The organism is Spirosoma endbachense, from assembly GCF_010233585.1.
Taxonomy (GTDB): domain Bacteria; phylum Bacteroidota; class Bacteroidia; order Cytophagales; family Spirosomataceae; genus Spirosoma; species Spirosoma endbachense.
The window spans coordinates 2,423,795-2,445,576 of sequence record NZ_CP045997.1 but is presented as its reverse complement, the minus strand read 5'-3'; the positions used below and the strand labels follow the sequence as shown (position 1 = coordinate 2,445,576).

The 21,782-nt window shown below is 48.0% G+C and carries 16 protein-coding genes; 8 read left to right on the top strand and 8 right to left on the bottom strand.

The window, feature by feature from the left end:
• Window positions 1-70 precede the first annotated feature (70 nt).
• The 3 genes from GJR95_RS09525 to GJR95_RS09515 all read left to right on the top strand — a co-directional run bounded on the left by GJR95_RS09525 (window position 71) and on the right by GJR95_RS09515 (window position 6,220).
• Entirely contained in the window at window positions 71-3,418 is a 3,348-nt protein-coding gene (locus tag GJR95_RS09525) for a SusC/RagA family TonB-linked outer membrane protein (RefSeq protein WP_232541137.1), read from the top strand.
• A gap of 58 nt (window positions 3,419-3,476) precedes the next feature.
• On the top strand, window positions 3,477-5,273 hold the full coding sequence (locus tag GJR95_RS09520) for a RagB/SusD family nutrient uptake outer membrane protein (protein ID WP_162385644.1): 1,797 nt from the start codon (window positions 3,477-3,479) through the stop codon (window positions 5,271-5,273).
• 104 nt (window positions 5,274-5,377) lie between these two features.
• Entirely contained in the window at window positions 5,378-6,220 is an 843-nt protein-coding gene (locus GJR95_RS09515) for an endonuclease/exonuclease/phosphatase family protein (protein ID WP_162385643.1), read from the top strand.
• 136 nt (window positions 6,221-6,356) lie between these two features.
• Here GJR95_RS09515 and GJR95_RS09510 read toward each other — a convergent pair whose 3' ends face one another.
• On the bottom strand, window positions 6,357-8,066 hold the full coding sequence (locus GJR95_RS09510) for a peptidase dimerization domain-containing protein (protein WP_162385642.1): 1,710 nt from the start codon (window positions 8,064-8,066) through the stop codon (window positions 6,357-6,359).
• A 347-nt stretch (window positions 8,067-8,413) separates the two neighbouring features.
• On the opposite strand from GJR95_RS09510, the gene GJR95_RS09505 reads away from it, so the two are divergent.
• The 4 genes from GJR95_RS09505 to GJR95_RS09490 all read left to right on the top strand — a co-directional run bounded on the left by GJR95_RS09505 (window position 8,414) and on the right by GJR95_RS09490 (window position 12,043).
• Complete coding sequence (locus GJR95_RS09505; protein WP_162385641.1) at window positions 8,414-9,634, top strand: NADP-dependent isocitrate dehydrogenase; 1,221 nt, start codon at window positions 8,414-8,416, stop codon at window positions 9,632-9,634.
• Between the two features lie 172 nt (window positions 9,635-9,806).
• Window positions 9,807-10,217, top strand: a complete 411-nt coding sequence (locus tag GJR95_RS09500) for a Dabb family protein (protein WP_162385640.1) — start codon at window positions 9,807-9,809, stop codon at window positions 10,215-10,217.
• A gap of 190 nt (window positions 10,218-10,407) precedes the next feature.
• A complete protein-coding gene (locus tag GJR95_RS09495; protein ID WP_162385639.1) occupies window positions 10,408-11,220 on the top strand; it encodes an oxidoreductase in 813 nt (270 codons plus the stop codon).
• 16 nt (window positions 11,221-11,236) lie between these two features.
• Window positions 11,237-12,043, top strand: a complete 807-nt coding sequence (locus GJR95_RS09490) for a helix-turn-helix domain-containing protein (RefSeq protein ID WP_162385638.1) — start codon at window positions 11,237-11,239, stop codon at window positions 12,041-12,043.
• Window positions 12,044-12,056: 13 nt separating this feature from the next.
• On the opposite strand, the gene GJR95_RS09485 is transcribed toward GJR95_RS09490, so the two are convergent.
• The 5 genes from GJR95_RS09485 to GJR95_RS09465 all read right to left on the bottom strand — a co-directional run bounded on the left by GJR95_RS09485 (window position 12,057) and on the right by GJR95_RS09465 (window position 17,755).
• Complete coding sequence (locus GJR95_RS09485) at window positions 12,057-13,481, bottom strand: serine hydrolase domain-containing protein (protein WP_162385637.1); 1,425 nt, start codon at window positions 13,479-13,481, stop codon at window positions 12,057-12,059.
• A 108-nt stretch (window positions 13,482-13,589) separates the two neighbouring features.
• A complete protein-coding gene (locus tag GJR95_RS09480) occupies window positions 13,590-14,180 on the bottom strand; it encodes a Uma2 family endonuclease (RefSeq protein WP_232541136.1) in 591 nt (196 codons plus the stop codon).
• Between the two features lie 80 nt (window positions 14,181-14,260).
• Window positions 14,261-16,516, bottom strand: coding sequence for a S9 family peptidase (locus GJR95_RS09475; protein ID WP_162385636.1), 2,256 nt, complete (start codon window positions 16,514-16,516; stop codon window positions 14,261-14,263).
• A 116-nt stretch (window positions 16,517-16,632) separates the two neighbouring features.
• A complete protein-coding gene (locus GJR95_RS09470) occupies window positions 16,633-17,217 on the bottom strand; it encodes a YcxB family protein (protein ID WP_162385635.1) in 585 nt (194 codons plus the stop codon).
• A 133-nt stretch (window positions 17,218-17,350) separates the two neighbouring features.
• Window positions 17,351-17,755 (bottom strand): DUF4783 domain-containing protein, encoded by a 405-nt coding sequence (locus tag GJR95_RS09465; RefSeq protein ID WP_162385634.1) that lies wholly within the window; start codon window positions 17,753-17,755, stop codon window positions 17,351-17,353.
• 155 nt (window positions 17,756-17,910) lie between these two features.
• Here GJR95_RS09465 and GJR95_RS09460 point away from each other — a divergent pair, with 155 nt between their 5' ends.
• A complete protein-coding gene (locus tag GJR95_RS09460) occupies window positions 17,911-18,423 on the top strand; it encodes a phosphoribosyltransferase family protein (RefSeq protein WP_162385633.1) in 513 nt (170 codons plus the stop codon).
• A gap of 45 nt (window positions 18,424-18,468) precedes the next feature.
• Here GJR95_RS09460 and GJR95_RS41685 read toward each other — a convergent pair whose 3' ends face one another.
• Together GJR95_RS41685 and GJR95_RS09455 are read right to left on the bottom strand one after the other, a co-directional pair.
• Window positions 18,469-18,645 (bottom strand): hypothetical protein, encoded by a 177-nt coding sequence (locus GJR95_RS41685; RefSeq protein ID WP_167206007.1) that lies wholly within the window; start codon window positions 18,643-18,645, stop codon window positions 18,469-18,471.
• A gap of 93 nt (window positions 18,646-18,738) precedes the next feature.
• Window positions 18,739-21,711 (bottom strand): DEAD/DEAH box helicase, encoded by a 2,973-nt coding sequence (locus tag GJR95_RS09455; protein WP_162385632.1) that lies wholly within the window; start codon window positions 21,709-21,711, stop codon window positions 18,739-18,741.
• Window positions 21,712-21,782 lie beyond the last annotated feature (71 nt).

Genomic DNA, 21,782 nt, shown 5'->3' with positions numbered 1-21,782 from the left:
GTCGAGGCTTATACCGTTCGGGCTTCTCAGGACAATTAATACTTCTTTCATTTTCTAACAACTCACAATTATGAAGAGAGATGTACCTCTAAGACGGGTTGTGCTACAGACCAGTAGAATACCTCGTGTGCAGTTTGCAGCATCACTACTTTTCTGGGGATTATCTGTCGCCAGCAACGCGTATGCAAATGACATTATGCTGACGGGCAAACTGTCCGTAATGCGGCATTTACCAACTACCCTTGCTGATCAGGTAGTGACGGGCACAGTTTCCGACGAGAAAGGCGATCCCCTGCCAGGAGTGAGCATTGTCGTAAAAGGCCAGCAACGCGGAACCAACAGCGACACGAAAGGGCAATACCGTATCACCGTTCCCGACGGGGCGGCTACATTGGTTTTTTCCTTTGTCGGTTATCTGCCGCAGGAAGTTGTGGTTGGGAATCAAACGGTCTTAAGCGTTACCCTGAAAACCGATACCAAATCACTGGAAGAGGTTGTCGTGGTTGGTTATGGTACGCAGAAGAAAATTAATCTGACCGGCGCTGTTGATCAGGTGACTAGCGAGGTACTCGAAAACCGATCGCTTCCTAACCTCTCCCAGGGTTTGCAGGGTACAATTCCGAACCTGAACTTAACGATGGGTGATGGTAAGCCAACTCAGTCGCCTTCCTATAACATTAGAGGAACTACGTCCATAGGGCAAGGTGGGAATGCGCTCGTATTGATCGATGGCGTAGAAGGCGATCCCAGCCGACTTAATCCTAATGATGTCGCAACGGTTTCGGTCCTGAAAGATGCGGCTTCGGCAGCTATTTACGGGGCCAGGGGAGCATTTGGTGTGGTGCTGATCACCACAAAGAATCCGACAAAAGACCGGACCAGCATAACGTATTCGGTTAATCACTCCATCAAAAGCCCAACCACCGTTCCGAAGTTTGTAACGAATGGCTATCAGTTTGCCAAGATGTTCAACGAAGGCTGGACGGCCTGGAACGATTATTCGCAGACACCCCAGAACATCAACAAAACGGTTCGGTTCTCGCCCGCCTATCTGACAGAACTTGAACGCCGGAATAACGATTCAGGCTTGCCAAAAACCGTTGTCGATCCGACTTCTGGCGAGTACGTTTATTACGAGAATACGGATTGGTATGGCGAACTGTATAAAAATACGACCAGCGCTACTGAACACAATCTGTCGTTTTCGGGAAGTAGCGGGAAAGCCGACTTTTATGTAACGGGTCGCTATTACTCGCAGGATGGCCTGTTTCGCTACAATTCCGACGATTACAAGATTCTGAGCCTGCGGGCCAAAGGGTCGATCCAGCTCTATCCGTGGCTCAAGATTTCGAATAATGCCGATTTCTCGTCCATGAAGTACCATAACCCGCTGAACGTCGGTGAAGGCGGTGGTATCTGGCGTAACATTGCCGATGAAGGTCATATGGTTGCCCCGATGTTTAACCCCGATGGAACGCTTACGTATTCAGCGGCTTACACCGTTGGCGATTTCTGGTATGGCAAAAATGGGATCAACATGGACCGTCGTGTGTTTCGGAACACGGCTGATTTTGCTACTCAGTTCTTCGATGACAAATTTCGGGTGAAAGGGAATTTTACGTTCCAGACGACCGACAACAACGAATACCGGACACGTGTGCCGGTTCCCTATAGCCGCAAACCGGGCGTTATCGAATATGTTGGCACGAATTACAACGACCTCCAGAACCTTTACCGGCAAACGCTCTATACGGCCACCAACCTCTATGCTGAATATGAACCCCGATTCAGTCCGAACCATTACGTAAAGGTACTGGCCGGTTATAACTACGAGAACTCCAATTACCGACGGCTGGAAGTTGTACGAAATGGGCTTATTTACGAGAACGCTCAGGACATCAACCTGGCGCTGGGCCAGTCGATCACGACGGGTGGCGGTATGGAAACATGGGCTATTCTGGGCGGCTTCTATCGATTAAACTACGGATTCAAGGATCGTTATCTGCTTGAGTTGAATGGCCGGTACGATGGTTCATCCAAATTCCCATCCAGCGAACGATATGCGTTCTTCCCATCGGTTTCGGCCGGTTGGCGCGTATCGAATGAGCCGTTCTGGAAAGTTTCGCCGAAGATTTTTACCGACCTCAAAATTAGAGCTTCCTATGGTTCTCTAGGGAATGGGAGTATTGGCTCCTATGCTTTCCAGGAACAATTTTCGATTGCTCAATCGAGCGCCGTGCTGAATGGCGTTAAGCCGCAGTATACAAAGCAGCCTAGCGTAATTCCAAACGGACTTACCTGGGAAACATCGACGACCTCTGATTTAGGGATCGACCTCGGGATGCTGAATAACCGACTGACCTTCACGGGAGATGCCTACATTCGGAAAACGACCGGCATGTTCACCGTGGGTATGACGCTGCCTGCTGTATTTGGAACCGACGTGCCGAAGGGTAACTATGCTGACCTGACCACCAAAGGGTGGGAAGCCGTGCTGACCTGGCGTGATAAACTCTCGGTTGCCAGTAAGCCGTTTAACTATGAAGTTCGACTAACCATGTCTGATTATCAGGCTACCATCGACCAGTTCAATAATCCAAACAGGCGATTGACGGATTATTACGCTGGCCAGAAAGTGGGCGAGATCTGGGGATACGAAACGGCAGGTTTTTACACATCCGAAGAAGATGTTAAAAATTCACCTAAACAAACGCTGTTTAAAGCCTCAAACACGGGGCAGTGGTTACCGGGCGATATTAAATTCCGTGATCTAAATGGCGATGGCGTCATTAACAATGGCGACAATACAGTAGACAGCCCCGGCGACCGGCGGATTATCGGTAATTCGACTCCGCGCTATACGTATGGCGTTATGCTGGGTGCCGACTGGAATAACTTTTTCATCTCGGCTTTCTTTCAGGGTGTAGGCAAGCAGGATTGGTGGCCGGGCTCTGAAGCGGGTATTTTCTGGGGGCAGTATAACCGTCCTTACAACAAACTGCCGGAGTGGCAACTGGGCAACATCTGGTCGGCAGATAACCCGAATGCCTATCTGCCCCGTTATCGTGGCTATGTAGCTCAGAACAGCGCTGGTGAATTGTATCAGCAGCAAACGAAATACCTTCAGAATGCTGCATACCTGCGGATGAAGAACATTCAGATTGGCTACAACCTGCCCCGTTTGCTGATCCGGAAAGTGGGTATGAATAGCGCCCGGATCTTTGTTTCGGGCGAAAATCTCCTGACCTGGTCTCCGCTCTACAAGATTACAAAGGACCTGGATATCGAGAATATTGGCCGATCCGATGCTGTGCTGAACCCGCCATCAAACAGTGATCCGAATAGCAATAGCAGCGGCAACGGCAATAACTACCCGATTCTGAAAAGCTTCACACTGGGATTGTCGGCTACATTCTGATCCTTCAGGCAAAACTGCGCAGTTGTATCGTTTCGATAAACTTTGACATCTTCAAAAAATGAAATCATATTATAGTTTACTTTTTCTGGCCGGGTTTTTCCTGGCAGGATGTAGCGAACTGGAGCAAGTTCCGGAGTCGACGGCCTCAAAGGCTGCCGTATTTGGTAGCGAAAAAGGGCTGGAATTATACGCCAATTCATTTTATACGCCGTTGACTGGCCCTGACTTTAGTATTCTTCCAACGGCCAACAGCATCATTCGGGCCGATGAAATGGCTGATTATTCAGCTCGTACACAGGTGCCCGATTTTCTGCGCGAAGGCGCTTATGGACCCCGACAAAGCTCCGGCTGGGATTGGCGTGCTTTACGGAACATCAATTATTTCATTGCCAATGTGCCAAACCCCGCCATTGCGCCGGACGTACAGCGGCATTACATCGGATTAGCCCGGTTCTTTAGAGCCTTGTTTTATTTCGATAAGGTGAAGCGTTTTGGTGATGTTCCCTGGATTAACAAACCCCAGGATATCAGCGACCCAACGTTGTATAACGGCCGCAATTCGCGCGCGATGGTCATGGATTCGGTTTTGGCCGATCTGGATTTTGCCACGCAGAACATCCGGACCACGAGCGATAACTCGCGTAGCCTGATCACGAAATCGGTTGCGTACGGCTTCAAATCGAGGGTGTGTCTGTTCGAAGGAACATTCCGGAAATATCGCACCAGCTATAACCTGGGCAGCACGGCCGATAAATGGCTGAATGAAGCGGTCAATGCGGCCGACAAGGTCATTAAAGAAGGCGGTTTTAGTCTGAATGAAGCGGGTGGAACGGATAAATCATATCGGCAACTGTTTATCAACAAAACACCAATTGCGAACGAGATCATGCTGTCGGCAGTGGTTGATGCTACGTTGAGCGTTTATAACGATGCCAACTGGTGGTGGACGAGTGCGACCTATGGTTCTCGCGTGAGCCTGATCCGAACATTCGTTAATACCTACCTGAACATTGATGGAACCCCTTTTACAGATAAACCGGGTTATCAGACCATGACGTTTATGGATGAAGTGAAGAATCGCGATAAACGGTTGCAACAGACCATTCGTATGGGCAACTATACCCGGATCAATGGAGGAGCCGTTGAGCCGGGGCCTCCCGTTTTCTCCTACACGTATACAGGCTATATGCCCATCAAGTGGTCGCTGGATGATACGTATTATGATGGCGGCACGCGTAACGATAATTCTATTTCCATCATGCGGTACGCTGAAATTCTGCTGAACTACGCGGAAGCGAAAACGGAACTCGGTACCCTCACGAATGATGATTGGGCAAAAACGGTTGGTGCACTACGAAAACGGGCTGGCATAACGAGTGGCTTAACGACCAAACCTGCGGTGGTTGATCCCTATTTGAAAGCCAACTATTTCCCGGATATCGCTGATCCTGTGCTGCTGGAGGTTCGGCGGGAGCGGGGCATTGAGTTAGCGCTGGAGGGGTTCCGTTTTTACGATATTGTCCGCTGGAATCGCGGCCCGCTAATGGATCAGGTATGGAATGGATTTTACGTACCGGCTCTCGATAAGCCTCTCGACCTGAACGAAGATGGTAAAAACGATGTGGTTTTCTACAAAACAAAACCAGCCACCCAACTGCCAGGTGTTACCTACGTTAACGTCGCTGAAACCGTGAACGGCGTAGCGAATCCACAGCGGTTAAAAAACGATACGTCTGGCGAATTGACCTGGCTGAGCAATATTCCAAGAAAATGGGATGAGAAATACTACCTCTACCCAATTCCGGAAAACGACCGGTTATTGAATCCTAAAATTGGACAGAATCCGGGTTGGTAACCAGTTGAGCCAAACGGTATTTCGCCGTTTGGCTCAAAATCATTGCTCAGGTAGAAATAAACCGGTTCTCTCTTCACATAACAAGCCTATAAAACCAATATAAAATGCGCGTACTCTTTTTTCTCTTATTGGGTGGTATTTTGACTACACAAGGATCGTTTGCCCAGCAGTCTGATTTCATTAACGTTGCTACGTATAACCTGCGATACAATAACAAAGGCGACGGTGTAAACGCATGGCCGAACCGGAAGGAAAACGTAAAAGCCTTAATTCAATTCCATGAATTTGACATTTTCGGGACGCAGGAAGGATTGCGCGACCAATTGAATGGTATCGCCGAACTTAACGATTATGCTTTTTTTGGGGCAGGTCGCGATGATGGTAAAGAAGCGGGCGAACACTCAGCTATTTTTTACCGGAAAGACCGGTTTAAAATTGGTCAGTCGGGTAATTTCTGGTTGAGCGAAACCCCCGATAAACCGGGCAAAGGCTGGGACGCTACCTGTTGCAATCGAATCTGTTCATGGGCCAAATTCAGCGACCTGAAAACGAAGAAGTCGTTTTTCTTCTTCAGCGTTCATTTCGATCATCAGGGCGTTGAAGCACGTCGGCAATCGGGTAAACTTATGGTCGCTAAAATTAAGGAGATCGCTAAAAATGAACCGGTTATTCTGGTCGGTGATTTGAATTCAACGCCCGAAACCGAACAGGTTCAAACACTTCAAACGTTACTGAGCGATGCCCATAACGTTACGGCTCAGCCGCCCTATGGTCCGGAAGGCACCTTCAATAGCTTTAAGTTCGATGCGCCGATGGATAAGCGAATCGACTATATTTTTGTCAGCAAGCAGTTTACGATGTTGAAGTATGGCGTATTGACGGATGCCAAAGAACAACGTTATCCATCAGACCATCAGCCGGTAGTCGCCAAGGTTGTGCTTAAGTAGTTCTGAAGGTTATTAACTGGTCGCTGGTGGTTAATCATCAGCGACCAGTTGCTTTTAGCGTTTTATAGCCCCTGAAAAATGAAACATCCCGGAAGCTCAACGCTTTCGGGATGTTTCATTCCAGATCGAGTCAGGTTTATTCGCGTGACGACGAGGAAGATACTTTTGCCGCCGTCGATTTCTCTTTCTCCATTACTTTCTTAACGGCTTCGCGCTGATCGTCACGTACGGTTGGATACGTGATGCCCAATTGCTCCAGATAGCTTTTGTACTTGCTTGGGTCGTAGTAAAACTTCTCGAGCTTTGGCTTGAACTCGGTCATGATCTTCTTATTCAGATAGATAGCCGGTTGCTCTTTGTTCGAAATCAGGGGTTCGTATTTAATGTCTTTCGTCTGCTCATCTTTGTAATAAGCCCAGGCATCTTTGATGATTTCGGGCTTCAGGAGCAAATCCAGCAGGGTCATGGCCTCGGCTTTAGCACCGTATACGACGCCTTTGTGAGCAATAGGTGTGGCCATCGAAATGGCATTGGCCCAGTGGTGGCCGGGCAGGCCCGGAATATTGCTTGGATAGCGAAGTACAATCGTTGGCAGCGACCAAGAAATATCGGCAATATCGTCAGATCCACCGCCCATTGGGGTCATGGCCTGACCGCCCATCATGACTACCGGAGCCGACGAGGTTGGCATTCCCATTGAATCCAGCTTTACCGCCAGCCCCTCGGTCTTGGGTGCCTGCAATTCAATTTGTGAAGCTCTGGCAAGGAGCTGATCTTCCTGCGACCAGGTTGGCAAACCAACTTTTTTGATGTTATCGTATGCCGCGGCTGCAATAACACGGTTTGTGTGTACTGGCCAGGCCGATCCCAAAATTTCGTAAGTGAATTTGGTATCGGTCATCATTGCGGCACCTTCTGCCATTTTTACGCCCGTTTCATAAAGCTTCTTGATTTTCGGGTAAGTCCGTTCGCGGAAATAATACCAAACAGCTGCTTTTGATGGTACGACGTTGGGTTGATCACCCCCGTCCGAAATGACATAGTGTGAGCGTTGGGTCAACTCGAGGTGTTCGCGCCGGAAATTCCAGCCAATGTTCATCAATTCTACGGCATCCAGGGCACTGCGACCGCGCCAGGGAGCGCCTGCTGCGTGGGCAGCCTGTCCTTCAAAATTGAATTTTACCGAAACAAGACCGTTGTTTCCATTATCACCCCACGAAACGCCAAGGTTGTTGCCAACGTGGGTGAAAATACAGGCATCAACATCCTTGAAATAGCCATCGCGTACATAAAATGCTTTCGTACCGACGAGTTCTTCGGCTACGCCCGGCCAGAGCATCAGTGTACCCGGAATTTTCTCCCGTTCCATCAATTTCTTGACGGCCAATACGGCTACGATGTTGAGCGCCTGACCTGAGTTGTGCCCTTCGCCGTGACCGGGAGCCCCATCAACAATTGGATCTTTGTAAGCAACACCGGGTTTCTGGCTGGCTTTCGGAATGCAGTCAATGTCGGAGCCAACAGCGATAAGCGGCTTTCCTGATCCCCAGGTAGCAATCCAGGCCGTTGGAATTCCTGAAATGCCTTTCTTGATCGTAAACCCTTCTTTTTCGAGCAGCGTAGTCAGGTAGTTGAACGATTCTTCTTCCTGAAAGCCCAGTTCTGAAAAGCTGAACAACATATCGTTGATCTGTTGCGCCATAACAGCATTAGCCTCAACAGCGGCAACAGCCTCCTGTTTCAGTTTATCGATCCGGTCGTTGGATTTAGGCGCTTTTTTTGCCTGCCCGAAAACGAATACGGGGAGCAATAACAGCACAAATAACAGATTTGTACAGTTTTTCATGGGTATTTCAAAATTTTATGTTGTATGATTGGGTAATTGGCGAATAAATTTACTAATAGTGTGCGATGTTACCAGCTTTTACAGGTAAAAGCTGGTAATTATCTTCATCAATTAATGAATCAGGATCGGTCTGGTAGCTTCAGGAGTTAACCTGTACACGACCCTAAATACAGCAGATTTTGCTGGCCGTTACAGACGAGACTGCGGCTGCTGACTTTCTCTATTTGACCGATGAGACATCATACTGGTTTAGGTTTTCTCGGTTGGGCCTAATTCACTACTTTTGCGCCGGGGCGCAAGCGGCCAAATTCTTGTATCGTTTTCAATCGTTTATATACCCAAGTCCAATGGAAAAAATTAAGGTGGCGAATCCGGTTGTGGAGCTGGATGGCGACGAAATGACACGCATCATCTGGAAATTCATCAAAGACAAGCTGATTCTGCCCTACGTTGATGTTGACATTAAATATTATGACCTTGGTATCGAGTACCGCGACGAAACCAATGATCAGGTAACCATTGATGCGGCTAATGCCATTAAAGAATATGGGGTTGGTATCAAATGCGCAACCATCACACCCGACGAAGATCGCGTTAAAGAGTTCAATCTGAAACAGATGTGGAAGTCGCCAAACGGCACGATCCGCAATATTCTGGATGGTACCGTTTTCCGCGAGCCAATCGTTATGAACAACGTTCCACGGTTAGTGACCAACTGGAAAGCGCCAATCATTGTCGGCCGTCACGCATTTGGTGATCAGTACCGTGCCACAGATTTTCTGGTCCCAGGCAAGGGTAAACTGACCATGAAGTTTGAAGGTGAAGACGGAACGGTTCAGGAATACGAAGTATTCAATTTCCCCGGCGCAGGGGTTGCTATGGGTATGTACAACCTCGACGAGTCGATCCGTGGTTTTGCTAAAGCCTGCTTCAACATGGCGCTGCAAAAAGACTGGCCGTTGTACCTCTCGACCAAAAATACGATCCTGAAAAAATACGACGGTCGTTTCAAAGATATCTTCCAGGAAATCTACGATGCCGAATTCAAAGCAAAAGGCGTTCACTACGAACACCGACTGATCGATGACATGGTTGCATCGGCGCTAAAGTGGGAAGGTAATTTCGTTTGGGCGTGTAAAAACTACGATGGCGATGTTCAGTCGGATACGGTTGCCCAGGGCTTCGGTTCTTTGGGTCTGATGACATCGGTACTCGTTACGCCAGACGGCAAAACGATGGAAGCCGAAGCGGCTCACGGTACTGTAACGCGCCACTACCGCGAGTACCAGAAAGGCAACAAAACCTCGACCAACCCGATTGCATCGATCTACGCCTGGACGCGTGGCCTGGCATTCCGTGGTCAACTAGACGACAACCAGCCTTTGATTGATTTCGCTAATGCCCTTGAAGCTGTTTGCGTAGAAACGGTTGAAAGTGGTAAAATGACCAAAGATCTGGCGTTGTCGGCTTATCCGGCTGGAACGAAGCTGGCCGCTGGTGAGCATTACCTGAACACCGAAGATTTCCTCGAAGCGCTGGACGAAAACCTGAAAGCGAAATTAGCTTAGTTTCTGAACCGGGATTACACGGATTTGAGGATTTACAGGATTTTGCTTTCAGCAAATTGATTAACAAAATCAGATTAATCCTCAAATCTGCGTAATCCCGGTTCAGAAAAAGGTGCCACTCTTAGTAGGGTGGCACTTTTATTTTCTTTATCAGCTAAACACTTGTTCGCCCATGAAACATATTGTTGCCATCCTCGCCCTGGCCTTGTTATCGATCACGACCTATGCTCACACGCCAAATGGCGAACCACCTGCAAAGAAAATGAAAGCAAATGCTACCGTTCAGCACGTTGTGCTGTTTAAGTTCAAACCCGAAACGACGCCGGAGAAAGTAAACGAAATTGTGGCTGCTTTTGAAGCGCTGCCTTCGCAGATCAAAGAAATCAAAGGATTTAAGTGGGGCACCAATAACAGTCCTGAGAAGCTCAACAAAGGGCTGACCCATGCATTTATCCTGACCTTTGATAATGAGAAAGATCGCGATGCCTATCTGCCGCATCCGGCTCATAAAAAGTTCGGGACGATTGTTGGCCCGTGGCTGGCCGAGGTGACAGTCGTTGATTTTACCGATCAGGCTAAATAAAAACGCAGGTCAACTAAACTTGCCGATACGAACTTCCCGAAAGCTTGGAACTTTCGGGAAGTTCTGTTTATAGCCATGAGCTTCTCACCAAACAATCCTTGAGCTTCTGACCAAACCAACTGCATGGCTCATTCATCGACCTTTGTCTGACAAACAACGCAGCCAGTAACTGCGTAAATCAACAAAAGATATGAAAAAAGTCGTGTTAATTACCGGTGCTTCGGCTGGAATGGGAATGGAAACTGCCAAATTGTTGGTACAAAATGGGTATATCGTTTACGGAGCAGCCCGACGGGTCGATAAGATGCTGGAAATAAGCAAGCTGGGTGTCAAGACGATTCAGATGGATGTGACAGACGAGGATTCTGTAGAGAACGGCGTGGCAGAACTTATGGCCGCCGAAGGCCGAATTGACGTTTTAATCAACAATGCTGGTTTTGGGTCTTACGGAGCTATTGAAGACGTTTCGATTCGGGAGGCAACCTATCAACTTGATGTAAACCTGTTTGGCGCAGCCCGATTGATTCAATTAGTGCTTCCTTATATGCGTCAGCAGCAATCGGGGAAGATCGTTAACATCTCCTCGGTCGGGGGAAAGATGGCTACGCCATTGGGTGGCTGGTATCATGCCAGTAAGTTTGCACTTGAAGGGCTAAGCGATAGCCTTCGCAACGAAGTTAAGCCGTTTGGTATCGATGTGATTGTCATTGAACCCGGTGGGGTGAAGTCGGAATGGGGCGAAATTGCATTTGCCAGTCTGATGAAGGTTTCCGGGCATACAGCTTATAAGACGATGGCCAATAAATTTGCCGATGCATTCAAAGCAACGGAAGGGAAAAATCCAGAGCCAATTATCATCGCCGAATTGATCCGGAAGGCTATTGAAGCCCGCAAGCCCAAAGCACGGTATATTGCAGGCTATATGGCCCGACCAGCGATTTTTATGAAAAAGCTGTTGTCGGATAGTCTGATGGACAAAGTGATCATGAGCCAGGTTAACTAATGAACGGAGCTAACTAATGATGAAAACACAAGCCCAGCTCAACATCCTGTATTCCTGTGTCGATGAGCAGAAACGGGGAAATGAGCAGTTCGTCCCTGAACATGCTTTGGGCTGCATTTTATCGGGTGAAAGCCATTTTCTGACTGCTAGCGGTACGCAGGTTTACGGGGCGGGTACGATTGGGCTCGTCCGGCGGAACCAGCTGGTCAAATCGCTTAAAGTTCCACCTCCTGGTGGCCAGTTCAAGTCCATCAATATCTTTCTGGACCAGGATACATTACGTCAGTATAGTGCCGAAAATCACATCGAGGCCGCAGGGCATTATACCGGTGCTTCCATGCTCCAGTTATCGCTCGATCCGTTCCTCAAAGGCTATTTTGATTCGCTGTTGCCGTACTTTGATCATCCCGAGGGGCTTACCAGCACACTGTCGGAGCTTAAAACCAGAGAAGCAATTGAGTTGCTTTTACGGTTCGACTATAACCTGAAGGATTTCCTCTTTGACTTCAGCGAGCCTTACAAGATCGATCTGGAAGCGTTTATGATCCAGAATTATGTTTATAACGTACCGATCAGCCAGTTTGCCCGGCTCACGGGCCGTAGTCTGGCTACGTTCAAGCGGGATTTTCAGAAAACATTTGGCAGTCCACCGCAAAAATGGCTTCAGCAAAAGCGGTTAGAGGAAGCTCACTTTCTCATCGCTAAACGAAAGCAAAAGCCCTCGAACGTGTATCTGGAGGTTGGTTTTGAAAATCTCTCTCACTTTTCGGCTGCCTTTAAACAACAGTTTGGTTATAATCCGTCGAGCTTGCAGACTGTTTGATACTTGACTGAACTCACCGTTTTTTTAGAAACGACACATTCCGGGCTCTCGAAACCGTTACGGTAAAACCATTCACATTTTTCTTATCGCGTTGAAAGGTCAGGATCGCCCCAGCCAGGCCTCGGGAAGTTGCGGGGGCTTTAAAGGTGTCCAGATCTGTAGGCGTCAGCACCAGATCAACACCGGGTGCCTGACGGAGAGTTAGTTTACCGTCTTTTTCAAAAATCGAGAACGTTGTTTGCGCTTCTTCTGAATAATACTCACCAGCAAAACTCGGTAGTGATTCAATGGGGATGGGATTCGTTGTTTTTCGCGCTGTTGAAGCTGGGCTGTCCGGTTTGGAGGCCTCGCTTTTGGACGACTGATCGCTGATAAAAAGATTCTCTACCTCTTTGACCACATTATAGGGTGCCCCATCAAACTGGGCGGTATTGCTTAACCACGCAATGGACAGATTCGACTGCGGATAGCGGATTAAAATAGCCCTGTAACTAGCTGTCGAACCAGTGTGGTAAACGTAATCCTGACCTTTATTTTTCGTGACATACAGGCCAGCAGCATAGGGATAAGTTGTCCCGTTATTAAAAACTTCAATGGTTAGTTGCTTGGGCAATAAAGAAGGACTACCAAAATGGCCATTCCAGTAATACTCATTCCATTTCAGTAAATCGCCCGTTGTGGTCAATAAGCCGCCATTGCCGTATACATATTCGTTGGGCATGTCGGTTTCATACCCATCGGGTGTTTTATCGTAGGCTATAGCCCGGTTTGCGACAATCCGTTTAAAATTGTCGCGCCACTGTGTGTGGGTCATACCGGCGGGTTCAAATAGGTACTTTCTGGTGAAATCGGCTAAACTTAGGCCACTTACCCGTTCCACTAAAATGGCGAACAGGTTATAATTGGAATTGCAGTATGAAAACTCGTCACCAGGTTTATGGTTAAGGGCTTTTTGGTGGATAATAATATCCAGTGCATCGGCATTGCTATAGGTTTTGGTCGTACGGGGCCAGCCTGCAATACCCGCTACACTACCCCAGTCGCGCAGGCCACTGCTGTGGTGCATCATGCGCCGAAGCGTAATCGGAGTGCCATAGTCAGGCATTTCAGGAAAATACTTCCTAATGTTGTCATCTAACGATACTTTGCCCTGCTGCTCCAGTAGCAGTATTGCTGCTGCCGTAAACTGCTTTGATACGGACCCCGATTCAATAATTGATTCAGTAGTGAGAGGAATCTGATGTTCCAGATCAGCCATACCCCAGGCTTTCGAAAAAATAACCCGCCCATTTCGGGAGATTGAGAGTTGACACCCAGGATTCTGAGGTAAATAGCGACTGAAAATTTTCTCGATCCGGGCAACGGTATCTGCTTCAGGCTGAGCAAATGAAAACGAAGAAATCGCGAGAAGAAAGAGGAATAAGGTAGATTTTTTCATAGGCTATAGTGACCAATAGGCTAGTTCACTTCTCCTATCAAAGAAAGGGAAAAAGAGGAATAGACCTAATATCGCCAACGCCTTTCTCCTTTTTGTTACACGACTCCCTCAATAAGTTAAAACCTCCTGAACATTCAGGGTAAATCCTATTAAAACATTCTCTCCGGAAAGCGTTTCCGTAAATGGTTTCTCTTCGGATTCCTGATCCGGGCGATAAATGGTTGTCATTTTTGATTGCGGATCAACCAGCCAGCCTAGCCGAACCCCATTCTGGAGCCATTTGTCCATCTTTGCCTGCAATTCAGTCAGGTTATCGGACTCGGAACGGACCTCAATAACAAAATCCGGGCAGACATGAGCGAACTTTTTCAGTTCTTCTGGCAATATGCTCATCAGTCGTTCTTTACTGACCCAACCTACGTCGGGCGCTCGCATCGATCGATCTGGTAACGTGTAGCCACCATTCGATTCAGATGTACGGCCCGCTCTGGTTTGACGGTTCCAATTGCGAACTTCGCCAAAAAGTTCGCCACTTGTAAAACTACTTTCTAATCCGGTGGGGGGCATGATAATGATGTGGCCCGTTTCGTCGCGTTCTATATGCAGTTCGGGATTCGCCAAACAAAACGCATACAGTTCGTCGTCCGAAAAGACATTCAAATTCGGTGGTATGGTCAGCGTGATGGCCTGCATATACATACGTTAGGCTTTTTATCAAAGTTAACAAAAAGGGAGTGGTGGACAAGACGCATGGTGCAAGCCCATCACCCTGCTCATTACTATAAATTCTTCTCCACGAAATCTGTCATCATCTGATACAGATGTAATCGTGTATTGCCCCCATAAATACCGTGATTCCGGTTCGGATAATAGAACGACTGAAACTGCTTTCCGGCTGCAATTAAGGCATTTTCAAATTCAACAGAATTCTGAAAATGCACATTATCGTCGCCCGTTCCGTGGACGAGCAGATAGGGACCGCGTAGCTTGGGTGCATGAGTTACGGGCGAGTTGTCGTCGTAACCGGCTGCGTTGTCCTGCGGGCGTTTTAGGTAACGCTCGGTGTAGATTGTGTCATAGAACCGCCAGTTCGTAACGGGAGACACCGAGATACCTGCCTTAAACACGTCGGCGCCAAGCGTCATGCAGAGGGCAGTCATATAGCCACCGTAACTCCATCCCCAGATACCGACTCGGTTTGGATCGACATACGGCAGGGTTTTAAGATAACGGGCCGTTGCAATCTGATCCTCGGTTTCCAACTTACCGAGTTGGCCGTAGGTGGCAGTCCGGAAAGCCGCTCCCCGTGCCCCAGTTCCGCGCCCATCAACCGACACGATAATATAACCCTTTTGCGCTAGGGTCTGATACCAGAAAAAATCACGTGCATCCCAATCGTTCTTAACCGTTTGTGAACCAGGACCACCATAGACGAACATCAGAACCGGATATTTTTTGGCTGAGCCAGTACTATCGAAATTCGTTGGCCGAATCATCCAGCCATTCAATGGTGTGCCATCGGCGGCTTTGGTCTGAAAAAATTGCTTGGGCGAAATCAAATACGTCGCCAGTCGCGATTTCAGCGCATCGTTCGACTCCAGAACGCGCAGTGTATTGACGGTTTTGGTATCACGAAGGCTAACCGCCAAAGGTGCATTCGCGGATGTATGGTAAAGCAGGTAATAGGCAAAGTCAGGACTGAAGTTAGCGGTGTAGGTGCCCGCTGTTGTCGTGAGTCGTTGTTTATTCTGGCCATCCAGGCCGATGCTATACAAGTGCCGTTCCAGCGGAGAACTTACCGACCCGTCGGCCCGGCCCGGAGCTGTTTCGGTGGAGGTGTAAAAAATCGTGCCAGTTGTCTCGTTTACGCCGGATACCGTAGCTACTTCGAACGATCCGCTTGTAATTGGTCGAAGTAGTTTACCGGTCATATCGTACAGGTACAAATGCTTGTAGCCGTTTCGTTCACTACTCCAGATGAATGATTTGCCGTCTTTCAGGTAGGTCAGGTCATCCGTAAACTCCAGGTCTACATAAGTTGGCCCGGTAATCGTTGTGGTGCCGGGCGTTTCTGTCAGAACGTTCGTTGCCTGACCGGTCGTTGCGTTAACATGCAGCAGGTCAAGCTTATTTTGCAGGCGATTCATCCGGCGAACCGAAAGCAGATTTGCATTTTTCGTCCATTGAATCCGGGGCAGATAAATGTCCGTTTCAATACCCGTTTGAGCCTTTATTTTCTTTCCACTTACCACGTCGGCCATCCAGACCGATACGATCGAGTTAGCTTCACCGGCTTTAGGGTACTTAAACCTATATTCGACGGGATACAAACCGCCCCAAAGCTGCATGTCATATTCCGGAACGCGACTCTCGTCAAACCGAATCCAGGCCACACGTTTGCTATCGGGCGACCACTCAAAAGCGCGTGCCATGCTGAACTCTTCTTCATAAACCCAGTCGGCAGCGCCATTGATGATGGCGTTACGTTTACCATCGCTGGTTAATTTGGTTTCTTTTCCGGTCGTCAAATCAACAACGAACAGGTTATTCTCCCGAACGAAAGCAACACGTTTACCATCGGGCGAGAACGTAGCAAATTGCTGCTTGCCACCTTTACTCAATGGTGTTAATTGTTTGGTTGCCAGATCATACACATAAAATAATGCCTTGCTCGATCGGCGATAAATAGGTTCTTCCTGGCTTGTAATGAGCAACTTACGCTCATCGCCCGAGAGCTGATAACCCTCGATACCAACAGGCTTCGTTGAGCCCGAAATGATGGCCTGCCGTTCGTCGAATAATGTTTCAACGGCTGAACCTGTAACGATACTGAACTTTACAATTCGGCCACCATCGAGCGTCGTGTAGAAGCCACCAGTTTTCATCCAGTTGACACCTTCGATCGTTCGCTGGCTGAAGGTTCCGGCATTACGACCCCAGATGTCTTCGAGCGTGATCGATTTCTTCGTCTGGCTGAGGGCCGGAACCGTAATCAGCACTAGCAAAAGCCAGAGTAACGAGCGGCTGTCTGTCATGAGTGTAAAGAAAAAGTAAGTTAAACACGGAAGCACAAAGCACACAAAAGAAAACCGTATCGACGGATCACTCTGTGTTCTTTGTGCCTCTGTGTGTAGTAACGTACTAACTAAGCTTATTTTACCGGCTCCGCTACAGCAGTGTCGGGCAGTAAACCTTTCCGACGCATAACGGTATCGGTAAATTTCAGGTCGTGGTCGCTGTTAAAAATCGAATAGGGCAGATAAATAAACTGCGCTTTGGACAACCCTTTTGTGACGGTCCGGGCAATCCAGCTGGCTTTTACGTTTTTAAGTGCTTCTGCGTTGTTGAGAAACAGAATGTAAGCATCCTTATCTTTCGCTACACTACTGATCTGATCCCATTTCAGAATACCGCCTTCTTTTACATTGATGCGCATCAGAATCTGACGGCTGTCAATTTCATAAATATACTTCTGGAAAAGAGCTTTACTCTGCTCCATTTGAGCGATACCCGTAATCTGAACAGCCCAGAAGAGCACATACAGAATGGTGAGCAACACAATAACGATATAAATCCAGTAATTAGGGTAAACTCCTGTCAGACTCAGAACGACGTTTAACAGAATAAGCCCCAACGGCACAAACGCCCATTTCCAGTTATCTCTTACCCACTGCCGCAATGCGATATTGATGTACGTTTTCTGGTCTAATGCGTATTTTTTGGTCTTAACAATCATAGTACTGGCAACGGCCAAGCGTCAAAATGAAGCACAAAGATACAGTGATTTAGCATGTATGATATATCCTTTTGGATGTATAATGCAGGATTTCCTGCAATACAGCCTAGGTGATTCGGCATGCCTGAAATCATCATTCCTTTCTAAAGTGCAGCGCATTGATGACATATTGGTGGTCGGCATTCTGATGCATGAGCACATAAACGGCAAACGTACGGCCTTCTGTCGAATACGTGCCTGTACTATAACGTAGTCGGTCCGACGCGCCCCGGTACACAAACTGGAAACCGTGAGGAGGGTATTTTCGAAAAAATGACCGAAGAATCAAGGCGGCATGGGTAGCCTGCACGGACGGGAACTCGACTTTTTCGGCGTCGATTACCAGTTCGATGGTTCGGTCGAAGCGAGTGGATAATTGTCCGGCGTTTCCTTTCCGCAACGAGGTCTGCACCGTTTGAATAACCTCGGCGTCAGTTGCTGTTTTTTCAGGCAGCGTATTTAGAATGAGCAGTAAAGCAATGGTTGTAAGGAAGTTCATAGCAGGTAAAAAGGAGAAGCTTATGAACTTCCTTGGCGAAAATTATGCCAAATAAGTTGAGTTGATTCCGATAAATTTGATTTCTGATTGAACTTACTTCGTTGTCTTACGGGTATTTTCTCATCTTTGCGCCGTTAATTGCATTTGCAGTCCTTATGAAAACCGCTCAGCCGACGCTTATTCTGAATGCCGAGCAAATCCGCCAGAAAATTCGTCGGATTGCCTTTCAGATTTATGAAAACAATTTTGAGGAAACGGCGCTCTTAATGGCCGGTATTGCTGGCGAAGGTTATGTGTTGGCACAAGCTTTGGCCCATGAATTGCAGGTCATTGCGCCCTTTACGGTCGAATTGATTCAGATCGATCTGGATAAGACGAAACTTGCCCAACCGACTGTACAACTCGACCATCCAGCCAGTGACTATACCGATAAAGTTATCGTTGTTGTCGACGACGTTCTGTATACCGGCCGTACGCTGGCCTTTAGTCTGCAACCCTTTCTGGGCGTGCCGGTACGAAAACTTCAGGTAGCCGTGCTGATCGATCGGAACTACCCACGCTATCCGGTTGCTGCGGATTATAAAGGGTATGAGCTCAGTACGACCCTAACGGAACATGTAGACGTGATATTGAGTGATGCCAGCAGAACAGGCGTATACCTTAGGTGAAGAACGGGGTGATGGCAGGAAACCTTTTCCTGCCATCACCCCGTTTTATGCTTTTGTGCCGCGAATCAGGCTGATGCCGGCAAAGAAAAAGATACCTCCCAGAATGAGATAAACAAAGGATGCCTGAGCAACACCGCCTTTGGTAAAATCGATACCACCGTATATCAGACCACCCAGGCCAATTAAGGTTAGTATCATGCCGAAAATGCTTTTAACGTTCATCGTTGAGTTTGTGAAGGTGAATGATCGATTGTCGGTATAGTAACTAATTCCAGACAATATCTTCCCAAAAAACTCGCAGATGGACTTTCGTTGCTATTCCAGCAGCACCATAATATCTTCTTTGGTCAGCGATTTCATGAAATTCTCTTCAGTAGCAATCAGGCTACCTGCTAATTGCTGCTTGGCCCGTTGCAACGATAAGATTTTCTCTTCTACGGTGTTCTTGGCAATAAACTTATACGTAAATACGGTCTTCTGCTGACCAATGCGGTGCGCACGGTCAACCGCCTGAGCCTCGATGGCAGGATTCCACCAGGGGTCCAGAATAAAGACGTAATCGGCCGCTGTCAGGTTATGCCCTAAACCGCCCGCTTTCAGTGAAATCAGGAAAAGCTTTACCGAATCGTCGGTCTGAAATAACGCGACCTGGCTCTGGCGATCCTGCGTAGAGCCATCCAGATAAGCGTACTGTATATTTTTCTCTTTCAGATATTGTCGAACCACATTCAGGTGTTTAATAAACTGACTGAACACCAATACTTTGTGGTGCTCGATCATGGCGCTCTCCAGCCGTATGAGCACATCCGAAAGCTTACCCGAATCGCCTTCATACTCATCATCGACCATCCGGGGGTGGTTTGCAATCTGGCGGAGTTTGGTCAGACCCTGTAATACGACCATTTGCGACTTGGCCATACCGTCTTCCTCGATACGCTCCAGAATCAGATTTCGGTAGTATGACTTCGCTTCTTCATACTGCTTCTCCTGGTCGGGCGTCATTTCCGAATAGAGGACGCTCTCTACTTTTTCGGGCAAATCGGTGGCTACCTGCGATTTGTTGCGCCGGAGCATAAACGGTTTAATTAAACTATAAAGCCGACTGGTTTTGGCTTCATCGTGGCGCTTCTCAATGGGTATCTGAAACTCATTGCGGAAAAACGATTGACTACCCAGCAACCCAGGATTGATAAACGACATCTGGGTCCAGATATCCATCGTACTGTTTTCGAGCGGAGTACCGGTCAGAATCAGCCGATGGGCCGTATTGAGCTGCATGACTGCTTTGGTGATATGCGACGATGGGTTTTTGATCGCCTGCGATTCATCCAGAATCACATAGTTGAAGCGGTAATCACTAAGTAAGTCAATATCAATCCGAACAATACCATAGGAGGTCAGAATCAGGTCGTAGCCATCGAACTGAGCGGTGTTCTTCTCCCGGTAGGTGCCGGTATAGACCATAACCCGCAAATCGGGTGTAAATTTTTGCGCTTCCAGCTCCCAGTTATAGAGCAGGGAGGTAGGCATCACCAAAAGGGTAGGGTTGGTAACTCCGGCTTCCTTCTGGCCCTGAAGCATGGCCAGGGTCATAACGGTTTTTCCCAGCCCCATATCATCGGCAAGACAGCCGCCAAACCGATACTGACGCAGGAAGTTCATCCAATCGTAACCGGCCTGCTGGTAAGGTCTCAGTGTCCCATGAAATCCTTTGGGGAGAGCAAATGATTCGATTTCCTCGAAGTCGCGCAGCCGTTCGAGTTTTCGGCTCATGATCGTGGTCGCGAGGTTATCGCGCTCCAGTTCCTGAACCAGGGCGAGGTGATGCTTTTGCAGAACCAGCCGATCCAGGTCACGCGGGTCTACGCTGTCGGGTTGTTCCATAAAGCCGAACAGCTCCGAATATTTTATAAACCATACTTCCGGAATGACCGCTATTTCGCCATTGGGTAGTGTAAACTCGTGTTTTTTATTGAGAATAAGCGTCCGAAGCTTCAGGAATGGAATCTCAAATTCGCCAAAACGAACATTGGCATAAATATCGAACCAGTCACGACCTTCTTCGATCGACACGCTAATGCTCGAATAGCCCAGAAAATACCGCTTCGAATCCTGGGCATGTTGCCGAAGCAAAAAGCCAGCTTCGTGCAATGGTTGATTATTAGCCGATAGCCACGCAAACGCTTCGGACTTCGGAATGGCCAGACGACCATGGCGTAAATCGAGGCCTGTTTCGCGCAGGAAAGTCAGTTTTTGGCGTTCCAGACGCTGGTCCCGCCGAATCTTATGGAAAACGTATTCTTCGCCTTTCTTTTCTAAGCTAACATTGGCCGAGGGCCCAAAGCTATCGAACCGAAACGTAAAATCACCGTACTGAAACGAGAGGTCGAAAGCGATTCGCTGGCCTGATTCATCCTCGGCATCTGTTCCATCGTTGAGCAGTCCCGCAGATACGGTACGACTCGACGTAATCATTTCTGAAACAGTCAGTACGGGTACCGGCTCAATGACTTCTGCCCGTATTTCGAACCCCTTTGCGTATACGTCATAGGCGGCTATGAGCTGGGTAACAAAGCGTTCGTAGTACTGCTGTTCTATATTTTTGGGAATAATAATATGGTTCTTGGTAAAGAATGGACGTAGCTTTTTGCCGTCCACATTTTTGCTGAAATGATACACCCGATTATCGACCATCATATAGGCCGGTTCGTCGCAGATCATCAGGGCACCCTTAAATTGAAATTCTACGCGTTCGGTCTCACCATGTTCACCAATCGGATAGCGGATAATGGGGAAATAGTGAGTCGAGTCCGTATTGCGGACGAAGTGGAAATGGACTCTGGCTGGTTCCGGCATCCACTCGATCGTAGCCCAGGCCGGATTCCCATCAGTGCCCATGATGTAAAATGGTTTTCCGGGCAGGAGTGCCATAATCTGGGCCTTGATATTTTCCAGATAGCCACAAATAGCTTCCTGAACGAGCTTATCGCCTTTGTGCGGATCGTATATTTTCAGGAAGAAATCAACTGCGGGTAGCTTGCGGGTATTGAATTTCTTGACAATCGTGTCTTGCTGAATGCTTTCAATAAGCCGGACAAGCTCAAAATCACGTTGATCTAATTCCTGAGAAAATTCGCCGACATTTTGCGTAGAAAGCGTTTGATTCAGTAATGTTAGCTCATTCCGCCCGTTTAATTGCACTACAAATGCTTCAATGAGATAGCCCAGGAATTCGTGCTCGAGGAGCGAGTAAACAATCTGGAAGGGTTCGGACGGCGAAACTTTCATGATACAGCAACAGCAATGATATACAGCTTAACTACGGACAATCAGCCAGAAAAGGCACGTAACTAATCGAA

Bases quoted from the DNA above. Each gene is read 5' to 3' on its own strand.
- GJR95_RS09460 (WP_162385633.1), top strand. From the start codon at position 17,911: ATGAAAACCGCTCAGCCGACGCTTATTCTGAATGCCGAGCAAATCCGC.
- GJR95_RS09505 (WP_162385641.1), top strand. From the start codon at position 8,414: ATGGAAAAAATTAAGGTGGCGAATCCGGTTGTGGAGCTGGATGGCGAC.
- GJR95_RS09475 (WP_162385636.1), bottom strand. From the start codon at position 16,516: ATGACAGACAGCCGCTCGTTACTCTGGCTTTTGCTAGTGCTGATTACG.
- GJR95_RS09455 (WP_162385632.1), bottom strand. From the start codon at position 21,711: ATGAAAGTTTCGCCGTCCGAACCCTTCCAGATTGTTTACTCGCTCCTC.
- GJR95_RS09520 (WP_162385644.1), top strand. From the start codon at position 3,477: ATGAAATCATATTATAGTTTACTTTTTCTGGCCGGGTTTTTCCTGGCA.
- GJR95_RS41685 (WP_167206007.1), bottom strand. From the start codon at position 18,645: ATGAACGTTAAAAGCATTTTCGGCATGATACTAACCTTAATTGGCCTG.
- GJR95_RS09465 (WP_162385634.1), bottom strand. From the start codon at position 17,755: ATGAACTTCCTTACAACCATTGCTTTACTGCTCATTCTAAATACGCTG.
- GJR95_RS09515 (WP_162385643.1), top strand. From the start codon at position 5,378: ATGCGCGTACTCTTTTTTCTCTTATTGGGTGGTATTTTGACTACACAA.
- GJR95_RS09470 (WP_162385635.1), bottom strand. From the start codon at position 17,217: ATGATTGTTAAGACCAAAAAATACGCATTAGACCAGAAAACGTACATC.
- GJR95_RS09490 (WP_162385638.1), top strand. From the start codon at position 11,237: ATGATGAAAACACAAGCCCAGCTCAACATCCTGTATTCCTGTGTCGAT.
- GJR95_RS09485 (WP_162385637.1), bottom strand. From the start codon at position 13,481: ATGAAAAAATCTACCTTATTCCTCTTTCTTCTCGCGATTTCTTCGTTT.
- GJR95_RS09525 (WP_232541137.1), top strand. From the start codon at position 71: ATGAAGAGAGATGTACCTCTAAGACGGGTTGTGCTACAGACCAGTAGA.
- GJR95_RS09480 (WP_232541136.1), bottom strand. From the start codon at position 14,180: ATGTATATGCAGGCCATCACGCTGACCATACCACCGAATTTGAATGTC.
- GJR95_RS09510 (WP_162385642.1), bottom strand. From the start codon at position 8,066: ATGAAAAACTGTACAAATCTGTTATTTGTGCTGTTATTGCTCCCCGTA.
- GJR95_RS09495 (WP_162385639.1), top strand. From the start codon at position 10,408: ATGAAAAAAGTCGTGTTAATTACCGGTGCTTCGGCTGGAATGGGAATG.
- GJR95_RS09500 (WP_162385640.1), top strand. From the start codon at position 9,807: ATGAAACATATTGTTGCCATCCTCGCCCTGGCCTTGTTATCGATCACG.